Source organism: Enterobacter cloacae complex sp. P18RS, assembly GCF_014982105.1.
GTDB classification, from domain to species: Bacteria; Pseudomonadota; Gammaproteobacteria; order Enterobacterales; family Enterobacteriaceae; genus Enterobacter; species Enterobacter hormaechei_C.
The window spans coordinates 375,641-390,199 of record NZ_JADCKV010000011.1 but is presented as its reverse complement, the minus strand read 5'-3'; the positions used below and the strand labels follow the sequence as shown (position 1 = coordinate 390,199).

General features: G+C 56.7%; 13 protein-coding genes. 10 read left to right on the top strand and 3 right to left on the bottom strand.

Translation table 11 applies throughout. From position 1 onward, the window contains the following. Positions 1-69: 69 nt before the first annotated feature. From INF61_RS09590 to ppnP, 5 genes are all read left to right on the top strand, one after another. Positions 70-528: a YaiI/YqxD family protein gene (locus INF61_RS09590; protein ID WP_003859141.1), complete on the top strand. Its 459-nt coding sequence runs from the start codon at positions 70-72 to the stop codon at positions 526-528. A 144-nt stretch (positions 529-672) separates the two neighbouring features. Continuing rightward, positions 673-1,197, top strand: a complete 525-nt coding sequence (aroL, locus tag INF61_RS09585; protein ID WP_017383154.1) for a shikimate kinase AroL — start codon at positions 673-675, stop codon at positions 1,195-1,197. 44 nt (positions 1,198-1,241) lie between these two features. After that, complete coding sequence (yaiA, locus tag INF61_RS09580) at positions 1,242-1,433, top strand: protein YaiA (RefSeq protein WP_003859135.1); 192 nt, start codon at positions 1,242-1,244, stop codon at positions 1,431-1,433. Positions 1,434-1,669: 236 nt separating this feature from the next. Beyond that, the gene (locus INF61_RS09575; RefSeq protein ID WP_003859133.1) at positions 1,670-2,347 is read left to right on the top strand and encodes an AroM family protein; all 678 of its coding nucleotides are present in this window, start codon (positions 1,670-1,672) and stop codon (positions 2,345-2,347) included. A 71-nt stretch (positions 2,348-2,418) separates the two neighbouring features. Further along, the gene (ppnP, locus tag INF61_RS09570) at positions 2,419-2,706 is read left to right on the top strand and encodes a pyrimidine/purine nucleoside phosphorylase (RefSeq protein ID WP_003859131.1); all 288 of its coding nucleotides are present in this window, start codon (positions 2,419-2,421) and stop codon (positions 2,704-2,706) included. A gap of 47 nt (positions 2,707-2,753) precedes the next feature. Here the strand turns inward: ppnP and rdgC are convergent, their stop codons facing one another. Further along, positions 2,754-3,668, bottom strand: coding sequence for a recombination-associated protein RdgC (rdgC, locus tag INF61_RS09565; protein ID WP_047063230.1), 915 nt, complete (start codon positions 3,666-3,668; stop codon positions 2,754-2,756). A 123-nt stretch (positions 3,669-3,791) separates the two neighbouring features. Here rdgC and mak point away from each other — a divergent pair, with 123 nt between their 5' ends. Continuing rightward, positions 3,792-4,697 (top strand): fructokinase, encoded by a 906-nt coding sequence (mak, locus tag INF61_RS09560; RefSeq protein WP_017383156.1) that lies wholly within the window; start codon positions 3,792-3,794, stop codon positions 4,695-4,697. Positions 4,698-4,794: 97 nt separating this feature from the next. On the opposite strand, the gene sbcC is transcribed toward mak, so the two are convergent. Further along, positions 4,795-7,926 carry an exonuclease subunit SbcC gene (sbcC, locus tag INF61_RS09555; protein ID WP_193547723.1) on the bottom strand — a complete coding sequence of 1,044 codons (3,132 nt, stop codon included), beginning with the start codon at positions 7,924-7,926 and terminating at the stop codon, positions 4,795-4,797. Next, entirely contained in the window at positions 7,923-9,128 is a 1,206-nt protein-coding gene (gene sbcD / locus INF61_RS09550; protein WP_017694432.1) for an exonuclease subunit SbcD, read from the bottom strand. The genes sbcC and sbcD overlap by 4 nt, the downstream gene beginning before the upstream one ends. A gap of 187 nt (positions 9,129-9,315) precedes the next feature. Here sbcD and phoB point away from each other — a divergent pair, with 187 nt between their 5' ends. The 4 genes from phoB (at position 9,316) to proY (ending at position 14,506) form a co-directional block, all read left to right on the top strand. Next, positions 9,316-10,005, top strand: a complete 690-nt coding sequence (gene phoB / locus INF61_RS09545; RefSeq protein WP_003859122.1) for a phosphate response regulator transcription factor PhoB — start codon at positions 9,316-9,318, stop codon at positions 10,003-10,005. A gap of 21 nt (positions 10,006-10,026) precedes the next feature. After that, entirely contained in the window at positions 10,027-11,322 is a 1,296-nt protein-coding gene (gene phoR, locus INF61_RS09540) for a phosphate regulon sensor histidine kinase PhoR (RefSeq protein ID WP_032647398.1), read from the top strand. Positions 11,323-11,731: 409 nt separating this feature from the next. Further along, a complete protein-coding gene (gene brnQ, locus INF61_RS09535; RefSeq protein WP_003859118.1) occupies positions 11,732-13,051 on the top strand; it encodes a branched-chain amino acid transporter carrier protein BrnQ in 1,320 nt (439 codons plus the stop codon). Between the two features lie 81 nt (positions 13,052-13,132). Further along, positions 13,133-14,506: a proline-specific permease ProY gene (gene proY, locus INF61_RS09530; protein WP_017383160.1), complete on the top strand. Its 1,374-nt coding sequence runs from the start codon at positions 13,133-13,135 to the stop codon at positions 14,504-14,506. The last annotated feature ends 53 nt before the right edge of the window (positions 14,507-14,559 follow it).

Genomic DNA, 14,559 nt, shown 5'->3' with positions numbered 1-14,559 from the left:
TCTCTCATTGATAGCTTAACAACGAAATGCAGGCGACAATAGTCACCAGAATCATAATGGGGAGAGACTATGGCGATTTGGGTTGATGCGGACGCGTGTCCGAATGTCATCAAAGAGATTTTATTTCGTGCTGCCGAGCGCGTGCAGATGCCGCTGACGCTGGTGGCGAACCAGAATATCCGCGTGCCGCCCTCCAGATACATCCGTTCTCTGCGCGTTCCGGCCGGGTTTGACGTGGCGGATAACGAGATAGTACGCCTGTGTGACGCAGGAGATCTGGTGATCACCGCGGATATCCCGCTGGCTGCCGATGTACTGGCGAAAGGGGCGGCGGCGCTGAACCCGCGCGGAGAACGCTATTCGCCGGCAACGATCCGGGAGAAGCTCACCATGCGTGATTTTATGGATACGCTTCGTTCCAGCGGCGTGCAAACCGGTGGGCCGGACAGCCTGTCGCAGCGCGATCGCCAGCAGTTTGCCGCCGAGCTGGATAAATGGCTGCTGGAAGTGAAGCGCCGCCCGGCGTAGCCCACCTCCGGGCGGTTTTGTGGTACAGTGTGGCTTCCACAGGCTTGTCATTCCGTACCGCTTTGCAGTAAAGTTAGCGCAACATCTACTGCAATCATTTCTTTACAGCCTTCAGTTATCCGGCAGCAAGGGGAACACCTGGTTATGAACCCACCCATCTTTTTAGTTGGCCCTCGCGGCTGTGGGAAAACCACCGTTGGTCTGGAGCTGGCGCGTCTGTGCCAGAGTCAGTTTGTCGATACTGACCACTGGCTCCAGGAGAATGCCGGTAAGACCATCGCCGATATCGTTGAAGATGAGGGTTGGGAGAGCTTTCGTGCGCGTGAAACAGCCACGCTGGAAGCGGTGACCGCGCCGTCAACCGTGATCGCGACCGGTGGGGGCATTATTCTGGCACCGTATAACCGCCAGTTTATGCGCGAAAAGGGTGTCGTGATCTACCTCTGTGCCCCGGTCTCTACGCTGGTGGGGCGGCTGGAGGCGTTTCCGGAAGAGGGACAGCGCCCGGCGCTGACCGCGAAACCGCTGAGTGAAGAGGTCAGCGACGTCCTTGCCGAACGCGATGCACTGTACCGCGAGGCGGCACACCACGTTGTGGATGCGTCGGCGTCACCCGAGAAAGTTGCGATTCAGATTATTACCGCCCTGCGTTTGGCTTGCGCCAGCTAACAGCCGTCTATACTCATAGCTCAGACATAAAAAAAGGATGAGCTATGCCAACCAGACCTCCCTATCCACGTGAAGCCCGCATCGTTACCGTTGAAAAAGGTAACGGCGATCAGACCGTAACCTGGTACCAGCTGCGTGCCGATCACCCTAAACCTGATTCGCTGATCAGCGAACATGAAACCGAACAGGAAGCGCTGGATGCGAAACGGCGCTATGAGGATCCTGAGAAGTCCTGACAGGAATCCGAATTCGTTACAACCGTGCCTGAATCACACTTTTAACATATCGCTGATGTTAAGCAGCAGTTAATATTTAGTTATTACAGGTGGATTCGGAAAGGCCAGTCGATCTTTACATTACGGTGTAGAGATCCCCTGCTACCCTTGGTGCTGTTTTGTTGAAAAAATGAACAGTGCAGCGTAGTGAGCCTGTACTTATGTGGCAGTTGTGGTAGTAACGGAAGGCGATCAAAATGAAGGCGACGTTGGCGATCCTCACGATTGGTGTGGTGCCTGTAAGCGAAGTATTACCGCTCTTAACCGAGCATGTCTCTGAACAACAAATTACGCATCTCAGTCTGTTAGGGAAGCTCAGTCGGGAAGAGGTCATGGAAGACTACGCGGTCGGAGAGGGGGAAGATCCCCTGGCAACGTTACTCAGTGACGGTAAACTGGCGCATGTGTCACGCCAGAAAATCGAGCGCGCGCTACAGGGCGTGATCGAAGTGCTCGACAATCAGGACTATGACGTTATTTTGCTGATGAGCACGGCACCCGTTAAAGGGCTCAGCGCGCGTAATGCCATTCTGCTCGAACCGATGCGGATTATCCCCCCGCTGGTGGCCTCAATTGTTGATGGTCATCAGGTTGGGGTCATCGTTCCCGTTGAGGAACTGCTGGATAACCAGACGGTGAAGTGGGCCGCGCTGGAGCACACCCCGCTGTACGCACTAGCAAACCCGTTCTGGGACAGCGAAGCGAAGCTGATTGCGGCCGGGCAGGAGTTGATCGACAGAGGGGCGGATGTCCTGATGCTCGACTGCCTGGGCTTCCATCAGCGGCATCGTGATTTACTGCAAAAGGCGCTGGATGTTCCGGTGCTGCTCTCTAACGTCCTGATGGCGCGCCTGGCGTCAGAATTACTGGTGTAATGATTTTGCGTGACAGGTCATGAGCATGGCCCCTATAGTGGATTTTTCTCAATAAATATAAGGGCCAGTTCATGCTTCAAAGTAACGAATACTTTTCCGGTAAAGTGAAATCCATTGGTTTTACCAGCAGCAGCACTGGCCGCGCCAGTGTCGGCGTAATGGCGGAAGGGGAATACACCTTTGGCACCGCAGAAGCGGAAGAGATGACGGTGGTCAGCGGCGCGCTGAACGTCCTGCTGCCGGGTGAAACGGAGTGGAAAGTCTACAGTGCCGGGCAGGTCTTCAACGTGCCGGGCCACAGCGAGTTCCATTTGCAGGTTGCAGAGCCAACCTCTTATCTGTGCCGCTATCTGAAATAAAAGCATGCCGGGTGGCGCATTCGCTTACCCGGCCTGCGTTTTGCCTGTCAGCGCTGCGCTTCGCCGCCGAGACCTTCCACCAGGTTCTGAATCATCGCCGCCAGCTCGCCGGTCATCAGGATAAAGTCTGCGTCAAAGCGCTGAGCATAATCTTCGCGGTCGATATCTTCGTTCTGATCGCGCAGTTCATCGCAGAACTTAAGGCGCTTCACGGAGCCGTCATCACACATCACAAACTGAATGCGCTGCTGCCAGTCGAGTGCCAGTTTGGTCACCACTTTGCCCGCTTCAATGTGCACGGCGATTTCGTCGCTCACCAGATCCTGTTTCTTCGCGCGGATCACGCCGCCATCTTCCAGCAGCGCTTTCAGCTCTGCTTCATCAAGGATCTGGAAGCCCTGCGCGGCAGTCCCGCTGCGCACCCACTCGGTCAGGGTCAGCTCAATCGGCGTTTCCAGCGCCAGCGGTACCACCGGTAATGAGCCAAGGCTCTTACGCAGCAGCGCCAGCGTATCTTCCGCTTTTTTGGCGCTGGCGCAGTCCACCATGATCAGCCCGTTCACGGTGTCGATCCACATCATGGTCTGGCTAAAGCGGCTAAAAGCGCGCGGCAGCAGCGAGTGCAGCACTTCATCCTTAAGCGAATCTTTTTCGGTTTTTTTAAGCTTACGGCCCTGTTCAGCTTCCAGCTTGAAGATCTTCGCTTCGAGCGCCTGCTTAACCACGGGCGTCGGCAGGATCTTCTCTTCTTTACGGGCGCAAACGATGATTTGCCCCGTGCTGCTGGCGTGGGTCAGCGCATCGCTTTGAGAACCCATTGGCGGAACCCAGCCGGTTTTTGCCATATCCTGGCTACCGCAAGGGGTAAAGGAGTAAGCGGCTAACTGTTTTTCCATCTCTTCTGCACGCAGCGAAACGTCGCGGCTGAGACGGTAAACCATCAAATTTTTGAACCACAGCATGATAATTTCCACGGCCTTTTCGTTAAATCAGCGGGCATGATAACGAATTGTCGCATCGCTTGCATTGCTAATCGGGAAGCGGGCTTCTACTCTGTTGATAATCAAAATAATGAGGAGTGTCTTGTGCGTATTGGGATTGATTTGGGCGGCACCAAAACAGAAGTTATTGCGCTGAGCGAGCAGGGGGAGCAACTGTTTCGCCACCGTCTGCCTACGCCGCGCGATGATTATCACCAGACCATAGAGACGATTGCCCGCCTGGTCGATATGGCAGAGCAGGCAACGGGCGAGACGGGCACGGTCGGGATGGGGATCCCCGGCTCCATTTCGCCGTATACCGGCGTGGTGAAAAACGCCAACTCCACCTGGCTCAACGGTCAGCCGTTTGATAAAGACTTAAGCCAGCGCCTGAACCGGGAGGTGCGTCTGGCGAATGACGCTAACTGCCTTGCGGTGTCTGAGGCCGTGGATGGCGCAGCAGCTGGCGCGCAGACCGTATTTGCGGTCATTATCGGCACCGGCTGCGGGGCGGGCGTGGCCCTCGGTGGGCGCTCGCATATTGGCGGCAACGGCACCGCGGGCGAGTGGGGGCACAATCCGTTGCCGTGGATGGATGAAGATGAACTCAAATACCGCGCCGAAGTACCGTGCTACTGTGGCAAGCAGGGCTGTATTGAGACCTTTATTTCCGGCACGGGGTTTGCCACCGATTATCATCGTCTGAGCGGTCAGCCGCTGAAAGGTAACGAGATTATGCGTCTGGTTGAGGAGCAGGATCCGGTGGCTGAACTGGCGCTCAGCCGCTACGAAATGCGGCTGGCTAAGTCACTGGCGCATGTGATCAATATTCTTGATCCCGACGTGATTGTACTGGGCGGCGGCATGAGCAACGTCGACCGGCTGTACGCCACGGTGCCAACGCTGGTGAAACAGTGGGTATTTGGCGGCGAGTGCGAAACGCCGATCCGCAAAGCCGTCCACGGAGATTCCAGCGGAGTGCGCGGCGCGGCGTGGCTCTGGCCAGAATAAAAGCAAAACAGCAACGCAAGTTGCTGTTTTTTATGTTTGTACCCTCTCCCCGTGGGAGAGGGCCAGGGTGAGGGCACCAGACCGCACCGCCCCCCATTTATTCCACCGCAAACACCTTATCCAGCCTGCTATATCCCAGCCCGTTGATCTTCTTCACTTTGATCTGCACCGGAATGCGCTCTTTCATTGCCTCTACGTGACTGATCACGCCGATAGTTTTCCCGGTGGCGTTCAGCGCGTCGAGCGCGTCCAGCGCGGTGTCCAGCGTTTCGCTGTCGAGCGTGCCGAATCCTTCATCCAGAAACAGCGAGTCAATGCGCGTTTTGTGACTGACCAGATCGGAAAGCGCTAAAGCCAGCGCCAGACTGACCAGGAAACTCTCCCCGCCGGAAAGGGTACGGGTATCGCGTACCGCATCGGCCTGCCAGGTATCGACCACTTCCAGCTCCAGCGCGTCGCTGGCTTTACGCTGAAGCAGATAGCGGCCATGCAGACGGTTGAGCTGCTGGTTGGCAAGCCACACCAGATTATCCAGCGTCAGCCCCTGGGCGAATTTACGGAATTTATCGCCGGTGCTGGAGCCTATCAGCGCGTTGAGATAGCCCCAGTCGTCGGCCTGACGCGCCGCCTCCTCAATCTGCTGCATAAGCGCCTGCTGGTGCAGACGGTTATCGGCGTCCTGTTTGAGCTGCTGGCGGATCTCCCCCTGATGCGTGGTGTTGTCCCGAAGCTGTTGCGCCAGCTGGTGTAACTGCGCCTGAAGCGTTGCGGCATCGGTTTCCAGCCCCTCGGGGCGCTGTGCCTGATGCGCCTGAAGCTGCTGGCTTGCCTGCACCGAAAGCGCCGTGGCCTGCTGGAGCTGGTTTTCCAGCGTCTGCTTTTGTTGTTCAAGCTGGCGGATCGACGTTTCATCCAGCAGGGCGGAGAGAAATGCGTCCCGATCGGCAAAGCAGCTCGCGGTCAGCGCGGCGTTGAACTGAGCCTGTGATTGCTGGAGCCGTTCACGCTCAAGCGTCTCCTGTTGCTGTAGGGTGGTGAGCTGACTTTGCAGCGACACGCATTCGTCGTGGATGCCGCGCCAGTTCTCAGGGATAACCGCGTCGGCTTCTGCATCATTGGTAACCGGCAGCGTCTCCAGAATGGGCATCAGGGCGTTAATACCTTCCTGAATCGTACCGTGCTGGGCCTGTTTTTCCTGCCACAGGGTATATTCGCTTTCGCGCGCGCTCAGCCAGGCGCTTTCAGCCCCTTCATCGGGCACGCTAAGCGACAGCGATTGTAACGAGGCCGCCAGCGCCTGACGCGTCGCCGTCAGCTGCTGCTGGTACTGGCGCGCCTGACCTTCCTGTTCATTAAGCTGGTTTTGCAGCGTCAGACGCTGGCTGAGCTGATACAGCTGGCGTTCATACTGTTCCTGTTCGCTCATCCAGGGGGCAATATCATCCTGAATATTCAGCGCTATGTTCAGGGAGGCGCAGACCTCCAGCCACTCTTTAGTGAGTGCTTGCTCTTCCTCAGAGAGAGCCTGTGCTTCCTCTGTCTCGCGCTGGATCTGCTGGGTCAGCGCATTCACCTGCGCGAGCACCAGCAATCCTTCCTCTTTTAGCGCAGCAACCTCTTTCTCCAGCGCGTCGCGGCGGCGCTGATTGTCAGTCAGTTCAAGCGCCTGATACTGCACAACTGCCGGATGTTCGCGTGAACCGCAGAGTGGGCAAGGCTTACCCGCTTCGAGCTGTGCACGATAGTTCTCAAGATCCTTGATTGTCGCCTCACGCTCACAGAGCGCTTTCAGGTCGGCATAGTGCTGATTTTTCTCTTTGAACTGCTGACGCCGCAGGATCAGCGTTTCATTGAGCTTACCCTGCTCAGCCTGCGCTTTCTGCACGCTTTCCGCATTCTGGCGCAGCCGTTTTTGCAGCGGCTGATAGCGAGCGTGAAGCGCTGTCAGACGCTGGCGGAGCGCCCGCGACTGTGCCTGTTGCTCCATTGCCGTCGCGAGATCCTCAGCCGTCAGCGTCAACGTACTTTCAGGCATCTCAGCCAGCTTCTGACGAAGCTCAGCCATGCGCGCTGACTGGGCAACAAGCTGATTTTTATCGCGACCCAGTTGCGTAAAATGCGCCCGCCAGCCGGCAATTTCCTGCCCCCACTGACGGAAACGATCGTGTTCGGTCAGCCACTGCGTCAGTACCTTGTGCTCTGTCTGCAACTGTTCACGGTTGCGCAGCGCACCGTTGCGAATACGCGAGCGCTGCACAGCTCTGTCGAGTAAGCGAGTATTTACTTCAACAATTCGCTCTGTTGTCTGCGCCAGGCGGGTGGTCTGCTCCTGCTGATACTCCCATAGCGGACGTAGCTGGGCGGCGGGCTGCGCCAGCTTGAGCTTCGCCAGTTGGGGCGCGGCGTCCGTCAGAGCCTGTTGCGCCTGCTGCTGCGAAGCGGCTGCACGCTGCTGCTCACGTATCAGTTCGTCGTTACGCGTAAGCCACTGAAAATCTTTCTGTTGGCTTTGCTGCTGTGCCAGCAGGACTTTTTCTTCGTCAGTAAGTGCCTGCAAACTTTGCTGCAAGTGCTGCTGCTGTTCCTCGCTCAGCAGCACAACCCCTGCGGCCTGCGCTTCGCACATCTCCAGCGCGTTACGTGCCGCTTTGTGTTTTTCAAAAACCATGGCGGAAATCTGGCCGTAAATTTCCGTGCCGGTCAGTTCTTCCAACAGCTCTGCGCGATCGCTCGGTTTAGCATTCAGGAAGGCGGCAAACTGCCCCTGAGAGAGCAACATCGAGCGGGTAAAGCGACCATAGTCCAGCCCGGTAAGCGCGGCGGTTTGTTCCAGCTTATCCGTGACTTTGTCGGCCAGAATTTTGCCGTCTTCGCAGCGGGCCAGCTCAACGCGCGGTGCCTGTAAGTTCCCGTCCGGCTGGTTGCGGGCGCGGTTCTGGCTCCAGAAAGCGCGATAAGCAACGCCTTTGACCTCAAATTCTACTTCCGCCAGGCATTCGGCGGTATCGCGCGTCATCAGGTCGTTTTGCGCCTGAGAGACCTTATTAAGACGCGGCGTTTCGTGGTAAAGCGCCAGGCAGATGGCATCCAGCAGCGTGGTTTTACCCGCGCCGGTTGCGCCGGTGATGGCAAACAGTCCGTTGCTGGCGAACGGCTCCGCGGTGAAATCAATTTTCCACTCACCCTTTAGCGAATTCAGATTTTTCAGGCGCAGGCTCAGAATTTTCATGCGTTTTCGTCCTCGTCATGGAGGGAATGCAGGGTCTGGGCAAACAGCTCGTTAAGCCTGGTGCGTCTGGCCTCGTCCACCTCTTCATGCGCAAGCCGCCGCGCGAACACCTCTTCAACCCGAAGTTCGCTAAGCGTTTCACGCTGGGCGTTGAGCAGTATTTTCTCGCGCTGCTCGCGGCTGCGGCGTACCAGCAGCACCTCCACGGGAAGGTCTTCCGTCAGCGTCTGTATTTTACGCTGCATATCGTACAGGTAGTCGTCGGTGGTGATTTCGATATCGAGCCAGACGGGGGGATTAAGCGCTGCGCCGCGCCACTGCTCAAGCTGAGCGGTAATGGCGGCCAGATCGCCTTTCAGCACCGCCAGCGGCTGGGTGACCGGCACCTCAAGCGTCTCAACGGCGCTGAGTTTGCCTCCGGTGAAGCTCACCAGATGCACGGATTTGGCTTTGCCCGTTTCGTCAAAACTGAGCGAAATGGGCGAGCCGCAGTAGCGGATATGCTCGCAGCCGCCGATGATCTGCGCCCGGTGAATATGCCCGAGGGCAATGTAGTCGGCGGGGGGGAAGTTTTGCGCCGGAAACGCGTCCAGGGTACCGATATAGATCTCGCGCACCGCATCACTCTTACTGGCTCCGACGGTGGTGAGGTGTCCGGTGGCAATGATCGGAATGGCCTGATCGCCGCGCAGGGCGCAGGCTTCCGTATGTTGCTGGTGATAATAGCGGGTGATGGCCTGCAACAGATGCTGCTGTTTTTCGCTGCCGGACAGACCTGCCTGGCTTTGCACGATATCGCGCGGGCGTAAAAACGGAATTGGGCACAGCACTGCGCCCGGCGTGCCGTCGCGTTTTTTCAGGATCTGCGGCGCGTGTCCGGCGCTGGCCACCACGGTGGTATTGAGGAACGCCAGAATATCGCGGGATTCATTCAGCGTCGCCACCGAGTCATGGTTTCCGGCGACAATCACAAGGTGACAACCGGTTTGCTGGAGGTTGACCACAAAACGGTTGTACAGCTCACGCGCATAGCTCGGCGGCGATCCGGTATCAAAAATGTCGCCCGCCACAATAATCGCGTCCACCTCGTGAGCCTGAGCCGTCTCCAGCAGCCAGTTCAGGAACGCTTCATGTTCCGCGGCGCGGCTTTTGCTGTAAAAATTTTGACCCAGGTGCCAGTCTGAGGTGTGAAGTATGCGCATAAAAGATCCGTGGCAATAATAAGAAAGCAGGATTATAAACGTTCGGGGAACGGAAAATAACCGCTGTAATAAAACAACAGTTTGCTATTTATAGTGGTAATGTTTTTCATAAATCTGTCATAAATCTGACGCATAATGACGCCGCATTACAGACTTGTAACTTAAATACGATAAGACAGGGCAAAGTATGGCGAGACGTATTCTGGTCGTAGAAGATGAAGCTCCGATCCGTGAAATGGTGTGCTTCGTGCTTGAACAAAATGGCTTCCAGCCGGTTGAAGCGGAAGATTATGACAGCGCGGTGAACCAGCTGAATGAACCCTGGCCCGATCTGATCCTGCTGGACTGGATGCTGCCTGGCGGTTCCGGATTGCAGTTTATCAAGCATATCAAACGCGAGGCGATGACCCGCGATATCCCGGTGGTAATGCTGACGGCGCGCGGTGAGGAAGAGGATCGCGTGCGCGGTCTGGAAACCGGCGCGGACGATTACATCACTAAACCGTTCTCCCCGAAAGAGCTGGTGGCGCGTATCAAAGCCGTGATGCGCCGTATTTCACCGATGGCGGTGGAAGAGGTGATTGAGATGCAGGGGCTGAGCCTGGATCCTACCTCACACCGGGTCATGACCGGTGAAAATCCCCTCGATATGGGACCGACCGAATTTAAACTCCTGCACTTCTTTATGACCCACCCGGAGCGCGTTTACAGCCGCGAACAGTTGCTGAATAACGTCTGGGGAACTAACGTCTATGTCGAAGACCGAACGGTTGACGTCCATATTCGCCGCCTGCGTAAAGCACTGGAACTGAGCGGCCACGATCGCATGGTACAGACGGTCCGCGGCACGGGTTATCGTTTCTCGACCCGTTTCTGAACAATGACAGGAGTGTGACGCGTGCTGGAACGTCTGTCATGGAAAAGGCTCGTCTTTGAACTGATCTTATGTTGTATTCCGGCCCTCATTCTGGGGGCTATCTTTGGCTATCTGCCGTGGTTTTTACTGGTGGCCGTGACGGGATTGCTCGTCTGGCATTTCTGGAATTTACTGCGTCTCTCCTGGTGGCTGTGGGTCGACAGAAGTATGACACCCCCGCCGGGAAGCGGGAGCTGGGAACCGCTACTCTACGGCCTGCACCAGATGCAGATGCGTAACAAAAAGCGCCGTCGTGAGCTGGGAAGCCTGATCAAACGCTTTCGTAGCGGTGCGGAGTCGCTGCCGGACGCGGTGATCCTGACGACAGAAGAAGGGACAATCTTCTGGTGTAATGGCCTCGCGCAACAGCTGCTGGGCCTGCGCTGGCCGGATGATAATGGTCAGAACATCCTGAACCTTCTGCGTTATCCCGAGTTCACGCTGTATCTGAAAAAGCGGGATTTTTCGCGCCCGCACAATCTGAAGCTCAATAACGGTCGCCATCTGGAAATCCGCGTGATGCCCTACAGCGATCGGCAGTGGCTGATGGTGGCGCGGGACGTTACCCAGATGCACCAGCTTGAGGGCGCGAGACGTAACTTCTTTGCCAACGTCAGCCACGAGCTGCGTACGCCGTTGACGGTGCTTCAGGGCTACCTGGAGATGATGCAGGAGCAAACGCTTGAGGGGGCGCCGCGTGAGAAAGCACTGCATACCATGCGGGAGCAGACGTTCCGCATGGAAGGGCTGGTCAAACAGCTGCTGACGCTTTCAAAGATTGAGGCTGCCCCGTCGCTGGCGCTAAACGACATCATTGATGTGCCGATGATGTTGCGGGTGGTGGAGCGCGAAGCCCAAACGCTGAGTCATAATCAGCACACCCTGAGTTTTGACGTTGATAACACGCTGAAAGTGCTCGGCAGTGAAGATGAGCTGCGAAGCGCTATCTCAAACCTGGTCTATAACGCCGTGAATCATACCCCGAAAGGGACGCATATCGCGGTGAGCTGGCAGCATACCCCGGCGGGCGCTGAGTTTAGCGTCGAGGACAACGGGCCGGGGATCGGGCCCGAGCACCTCCCGCGTCTCACCGAACGATTCTACCGGGTGGATAAGGCGCGCTCGCGGCAGACCGGCGGGAGCGGACTGGGACTGGCAATTGTGAAGCATGCCGTCAGCCACCACGAAAGCCGGCTCAATATCGAAAGCACCCTGGGTAAGGGCACGCGCTTTAGCTTCGTGATTCCGGAACGATTAATTGCCAAAAAAAGCGCCTGACGGCAGATGTGTCAGGCTACCTTTCCACGGGCCAGCGATTGCTGGCCCGTTTGCTTTGCAGTCAAGCGAAACGCGGATGAATATTATACGGCTGGTGCTTTTTTGTTCGCATGATTAGCCATGAGTTTTTCTTATACATGGCATATTATTTTGGTCTGAATTTTCATGCTGGCATATTGTTCTGGTTTTACGATCCCTTCTTGCCTTTAAACGTTATAAGCGTTTAAATTGCCCCCCATATACTGTCAGACCGACTGTATTTGCGTGGTAAATCGAAAAACAATTCTTCGCCACGCCAGGACGGGAGCATATCCCGCTGAAATTGAGCAAATTTTCCGCTGTATCGTCCCGTGAGGGATGGCGAAAATCTCAACGTATTCAACACCACATCCACAGGCAGTAAGGTTTTATGACCCATCACTTGAAATCGCGTGACATTATCGCGCTGGGCTTTATGACATTTGCGCTGTTCGTTGGCGCAGGTAACATCATTTTTCCTCCAATGGTTGGCTTACAGGCGGGTGAACACGTCTGGACGGCTGCGTTTGGCTTCCTGCTTACTGCCGTGGGCCTGCCGGTACTGACCGTTATCGCGCTGGCGAAAGTCGGTGGCGGTGTGGACAGCCTCAGCACCCCGATTGGCAAAGTGGCTGGCGTTCTGCTGGCAACCGTCTGCTATCTGGCCGTTGGCCCGCTGTTCGCGACCCCACGTACGGCGACCGTCTCCTTTGAAGTGGGTATCGCCCCGCTGACCGGTGACGGCGCGATGCCGCTGTTTATTTACAGCCTCATTTACTTCGCCATCGTGATTCTGGTTTCTCTCTATCCCGGCAAACTGCTGGATACCGTGGGTAACTTCCTGGCTCCGCTGAAAATTGTGGCGCTGATCGTGCTGGCGGTTGCGGCCATCGTCTGGCCTGCGGGGCCCATCAGCTCCGCGATGGACGCTTATCAGAACGCGGCGTTCTCAAACGGTTTCGTGAACGGCTATCTGACAATGGATACGCTGGGTGCGATGGTGTTTGGTATCGTTATCGTTAACGCCGCGCGTTCCCGCGGGGTGACCGAAGCGCGCCTGCTGACTCGCTACACCATCTGGGCTGGCCTGATGGCCGGTGTCGGCCTGACGCTGCTGTATCTGGCGCTGTTCCGTCTGGGTTCAGATAGCGCAACGCTGGTCGATCAGAGCGCAAACGGCGCGGCGATCCTGCATGCTTACGTGCAGCATACCTTTGGTGGTGCAGGCAGCATGCTGCTGGCGGCGCTGATTTTCCTGGCCTGTCTGGTGACGGCGGTGGGTCTGACCTGCGCCTGCGCGGAGTTCTTCGCCCAGTATCTGCCGCTCTCTTACCGCACGCTGGTGTTTATCCTCGGCATCTTCTCCATGGCGGTGTCAAACCTCGGTCTGAGCCACCTGATTCAGGTGTCAATTCCGGTGCTGACGGCGATCTATCCGCCATGTATCGTGCTGGTGGTGCTGAGCTTCACCCGCCCGTGGTGGCATAACTCGACGCGAATTATTGCGCCGGCCATGTTTATCAGCCTGATTTTTGGTATCCTTGACGGGATCAAAGCATCAGCATTTGCAGAAATCCTGCCAGCCTGGACACAGCGTCTGCCGCTGTCCGAGCAGGGCCTGGCCTGGCTGATGCCTTCCGTTGTAGCGCTGGTTCTGGCGATTATCTGGGACCGTGCGGCAGGGCGTCAGGTGACATCCAACGCCCATTAATCAACGGCAACAAATTGTTTAACCACGGGGCTTAAGGCCCCGTGGTTTTTTGTTTTTTTCGTGTTGAATGGCAAGATTTTAATGGAAAGCACTAACAAACTTAAACGTGGATTGAGCACCCGCCACATCCGCTTTATGGCGCTGGGCTCGGCTATCGGCACCGGTCTTTTTTATGGCTCGGCAGATGCCATCAAAATGGCCGGTCCAAGCGTTCTGCTGGCCTACATCATCGGCGGCGTGGCGGCCTATATCATCATGCGTGCGCTGGGGGAGATGTCGGTTCACAACCCGTCTGCCAGCTCGTTTTCACGCTATGCACAAGAAAACTTAGGCCCGCTGGCCGGGTTTATCACCGGCTGGACTTACTGCTTCGAAATTCTGATTGTCGCCATTGCCGATGTGACGGCGTTTGGCATCTATATGGGGGTCTGGTTCCCCGCCGTGCCGCACTGGATCTGGGTACTGAGCGTGGTGCTGATCATCTGCGCCGTCAACCTGATGAGCGTGAAGGTGTTTGGCGAGCTGGAGTTCTGGTTCTCCTTCTTCAAGGTCGCGACCATTATTATCATGATCCTCGCCGGTTTCGGCATCATCATCTGGGGTATCGGCAACGGTGGGCAGCCAACCGGCATCCATAACCTGTGGAGCAACGGCGGCTTCTTCAGCAACGGCTGGCTCGGGATGGTCATGTCGCTCCAGATGGTCATGTTCGCCTATGGCGGTATTGAGATTATCGGCATCACCGCCGGGGAAGCGAAAGATCCGGAGAAGTCCATTCCGCGCGCCATCAACTCGGTGCCGATGCGTATCCTGGTGTTCTACGTGGGCACGTTGTTTGTGATTATGTCCATCTACCCGTGGAACCAGGTGGGCACCAACGGCAGCCCGTTTGTCCTGACTTTCCAGCATATGGGCATTGCGTTTGCCGCCAGCATTCTCAACTTTGTGGTACTGACCGCCTCGCTGTCGGCCATCAACAGTGACGTGTTCGGCGTGGGTCGTATGCTGCACGGCATGGCGGAGCAGGGCAGTGCGCCGAAGGTGTTTGCCAAAACGTCGCGTCGCGGCACCCCGTGGGTAACGGTGCTGGTCATGACCGTGGCGCTGCTGTTCTCGGTTTACCTGAATTACATCATGCCGGAGAACGTCTTCCTGGTGATTGCGTCACTGGCGACCTTTGCGACGGTGTGGGTGTGGATCATGATCCTGCTGTCGCAGATTGCGTTCCGTCGCCGCCTGTCGCCAGAAGAGGCCAAAGCGCTGAAGTTTAAAGTGCCGGGCGGCGTGCCAACGACCATTGTCGGTCTCATCTTCCTGGTCTTCATCATTGGCCTGATTGGTTATCACCCGGATACCCGTATTTCCCTGTACGTGGGCTTCGCGTGGATCGTCCTGCTGCTGGTGGGCTGGATGTTTAAATGTCGCCGCGATCGTCAGCTGGCGGAAGCACAGTAAGGTAAAAATGCCGGGTGGCGCTGCGCTTACCCGGCCTACACTCCCTTTTGCCC

Coding starts and splice junctions, on each gene's coding strand:
- rdgC (WP_047063230.1), bottom strand. CDS start 3,668: ATGCTGTGGTTCAAAAATTTGATGGTTTACCGTCTCAGCCGCGACGTT.
- INF61_RS09575 (WP_003859133.1), top strand. CDS start 1,670: ATGAAGGCGACGTTGGCGATCCTCACGATTGGTGTGGTGCCTGTAAGC.
- yaiA (WP_003859135.1), top strand. CDS start 1,242: ATGCCAACCAGACCTCCCTATCCACGTGAAGCCCGCATCGTTACCGTT.
- brnQ (WP_003859118.1), top strand. CDS start 11,732: ATGACCCATCACTTGAAATCGCGTGACATTATCGCGCTGGGCTTTATG.
- ppnP (WP_003859131.1), top strand. CDS start 2,419: ATGCTTCAAAGTAACGAATACTTTTCCGGTAAAGTGAAATCCATTGGT.
- proY (WP_017383160.1), top strand. CDS start 13,133: ATGGAAAGCACTAACAAACTTAAACGTGGATTGAGCACCCGCCACATC.
- sbcC (WP_193547723.1), bottom strand. CDS start 7,926: ATGAAAATTCTGAGCCTGCGCCTGAAAAATCTGAATTCGCTAAAGGGT.
- phoB (WP_003859122.1), top strand. CDS start 9,316: ATGGCGAGACGTATTCTGGTCGTAGAAGATGAAGCTCCGATCCGTGAA.
- INF61_RS09590 (WP_003859141.1), top strand. CDS start 70: ATGGCGATTTGGGTTGATGCGGACGCGTGTCCGAATGTCATCAAAGAG.
- aroL (WP_017383154.1), top strand. CDS start 673: ATGAACCCACCCATCTTTTTAGTTGGCCCTCGCGGCTGTGGGAAAACC.
- sbcD (WP_017694432.1), bottom strand. CDS start 9,128: ATGCGCATACTTCACACCTCAGACTGGCACCTGGGTCAAAATTTTTAC.